Origin of the sequence: Faecalibacterium prausnitzii (genome assembly GCF_003287405.1) — a bacterium.
GTDB lineage: Bacteria > Bacillota > Clostridia > Oscillospirales > Ruminococcaceae > Faecalibacterium > Faecalibacterium intestinale.
Genome location: NZ_PRLD01000043.1, coordinates 1 through 3,065, shown reverse-complemented (window position 1 = coordinate 3,065; position 3,065 = coordinate 1). Strand labels below are relative to the sequence as shown.

General features: G+C 49.8%; 1 rRNA gene. It reads left to right on the top strand.

Features of this window, described 5'->3' with window-relative positions:
- Positions 1–157: 157 nt before the first annotated feature.
- A 23S ribosomal RNA gene (locus C4N24_RS14860) occupies positions 158–2,992 on the top strand.
- Positions 2,993–3,065: the final 73 nt, after the last annotated feature.

The following is a 3,065-nucleotide window of genomic DNA, read 5'->3' as shown; positions in this document are numbered from 1 at the left end:
AAGACGTACCTTGAAAACTGAATAATAACTGCGAAACAAAGATTATAGTAAGTTCTTTTTTAAGAAATATTACAATTTCAAAAGGAAGGGTAACAATAATCTTCGTTGGCAAGAGAGAATCAAGAGGATACCAAATGTTCCAAAAGAACGTTTGAAAGGTCAAGCGAACAAGGGCGCAGGGCGAATGCCTTGGCACTGGGAGCCGATGAAAGACGTGATAAGCTGCGATAAGCTTCGGGGAGCTGCAAATAAGCATTGATCCGGAGATTTCTGAATGAGGAAACTCACCTGGGTTCATACTCAGGTACGTTATACTGAACTTAAAAATAGGTATATCGAGGGAACCGCCTGAACTGAAACATCTAAGTAGGGCGAGGAAGAGACATCAAACGAGATTCCGTAAGTAGTGGCGAGCGAACGCGGAAGAGGGCAAACCGGAAGTAGAAATACTTCCGGGGTACGGACTGCTTTTAGGACTCAATCTGTTAACCGAACGGCATGGGAAGGCCGGTCAGAGAGTGTGAGAACCACGTAGGTGAAAACGGAGAGAGCTGCGCAGAATCCAGAGTACGGCCAGACACGTGAAACCTGGTCGGAATACGGGGGGACCACCCTCCAACCCTAAATACTACCCAGTGACCGATAGCGTATAGTACTGTGAAGGAAAGGTGAAAAGCACCCCGGGAGGGGAGTGAAAAAGAACCTGAAACCCTGTGCCTACAAGCACCTAGAGCACGTCAAAGTGTGATAGGGTACTTTTTGTAGAACGGTCCGGCGAGCGATTGTATGCAGCAAGGTTAAGGACTTAAGGTCTGGAGCCGAAGCGAAAGCGAGTTTGAAAAGGGCGTTAAGTTGCATACAATGGGCCCGAAACCGGGTGACCTACCCATGGTCAGGTTGAAGTGGAAGTAAAATTCCATGGAGGACCGAACCGACCTCCGTTGAAAAGGCGGCGGATGAACTGTGGGTAGCGGAGAAATTCCAATCGAACCCGGAGATAGCTGGTTCTCCCCGAAATAGTTTTAGGACTAGCCTCAAGTTAGATACCTGGAGGTAAAGCACTGAATAGCCTAGCGGCCGAGAGGTTAGCGAAGCTTATCAAACTCAGAATGCCAGAGTATTGATGCTTGGGAGTCAGACAGTGTCAGATAAATGTCATTGTCAAAAGGGAAACAGCCCAGATCTACAGCTAAGGTCCCAAAGTCAGGTTAAGTGGAAAACGATGTGAAGATACGTAGACAACCAGGATGTTGGCTCAGAAGCAGCCACACATTCAAAGAGTGCGTAATAGCTCACTGGTCGAGCGTCTTTGCGCGGAGAATTTAACGGGGCTAAACCTGACACCGAAGCTTAGGCAATACAGCAATGTATTGGGTAGGGGAGCGTTGTATACGCGGTGAAACAGTAGCGCAAGCGGCTGTGGAGTGTATAGAAGTGAGAATGCCGGAATGAGTAGCGCGAATGCAGTGAGAATCTGCATGGCCGAAAGCCTCAGGTTTCTGGAGGAAGGTTCGTCCGCTCCAGGTTAGTCGGGAGCTAAGGTGAGGCCTAACGGCGTAGCCGATGCACAGACGGTAGAGATTCCGTCACCACCAAAAGAGTTAAACACAGGGACACATTTGAAGTCTCGGAGCCGGGTGTTGGTTCCGGTAGCGATCGAGGGAAATTAGTACCGAAGTCCGGGATGGAAGATGGCGAGAAAAGCTGTGTGTATTTCTGCGGTGCCCGTACCGCAAACCGACACAGGTAGGTAGGAAGAAGATTCTAAGGCCAACGGGAGAAGGGTTGTTAAGGAACTCGGCAAATTGACCCCGTAACTTCGGGAGAAGGGGTGCTCTAGAGATAGAGCCGCAGAGAATCGGCCCAAGCAACTGTTTACCAAAAACACAGGTTTGTGCTAAATCGAAAGATGACGTATACGAGCTGACGCCTGCCCGGTGCTGGAAGGTTAAGAGGAGATGTGCAAGCATTGAATCGAAGCCCCAGTGAACGGCGGCCGTAACTATAACGGTCCTAAGGTAGCGAAATTCCTTGTCAGGTAAGTTCTGACCCGCATGAAAGGCGTAATGATTTGGGCACTGTCTCGACAGCCCGCCCGGCGAAATTGTAGTACCGGTGAAGATGCCGGTTACCCGCGACAAGACGGAAAGACCCCATGGAGCTTTACTGTAGCCTAATATTGGGTTTCGATGTTGCATGCACAGGATAGATGGGACACTGGGAAACAAGTGCTTTGGCATTTGTGGAGTGGCCGTTGGGATACCATCCTTGCGATATTGGAATTCTAACCTGCGCCTTTGAATCAAGGCGGGGGACATTGTTAGGTGGGCAGTTTGACTGGGGCGGTCGCCTCCTAAAGAGTAACGGAGGCGTTCAAAGGTTCGCTCAGCTTGAACGGAAATCAAGCAAAAGAGTGCAAACGCAGAAGCGAGCCTAACTGCGAGACTGACGGGTCGAGCAGTAACGAAAGTTGGAGTTAGTGATCCGGTGGTATGTGAGTGGAAATGCCATCGCTCAACGGATAAAAGTTACCCTGGGGATAACAGGCTGATCTCCCCCAAGAGTCCACATCGACGGGGAGGTTTGGCACCTCGATGTCGGCTCATCGCATCCTGGGGCTGTATTCGGTCCCAAGGGTTTGGCTGTTCGCCAATTAAAGCGGTACGCGAGCTGGGTTCAGAACGTCGTGAGACAGTTCGGTCCCTATCTGTCGTGGGCGCAGGATATTTGATGGGAGCTGTTCCTAGTACGAGAGGACCGGAGCGGACGTACCTCTGGCGCACCAGTTGTTCTGCCAAGGGCATAGCTGGGCAACTATGTACGGATCGGATAAACGCTGAAAGCATCTAAGCGTGAAGCCGACCCAAAGATAAGATATCCCATTGTTTTAAACAAGTAAGACCCCTTGAAGACTACAAGGTTGATAGGCACGATGTGTAAGTGGAGTGATCCATTCAGCAAGCGTGTACTAATAGGTCGAGGGCTTGACCACAATTCGCTTGAGACTTTTAAGTCAACGAAAAAATGTTAGCAGTGATTATTCAGTTTTGAAGGCACGTCCTTCA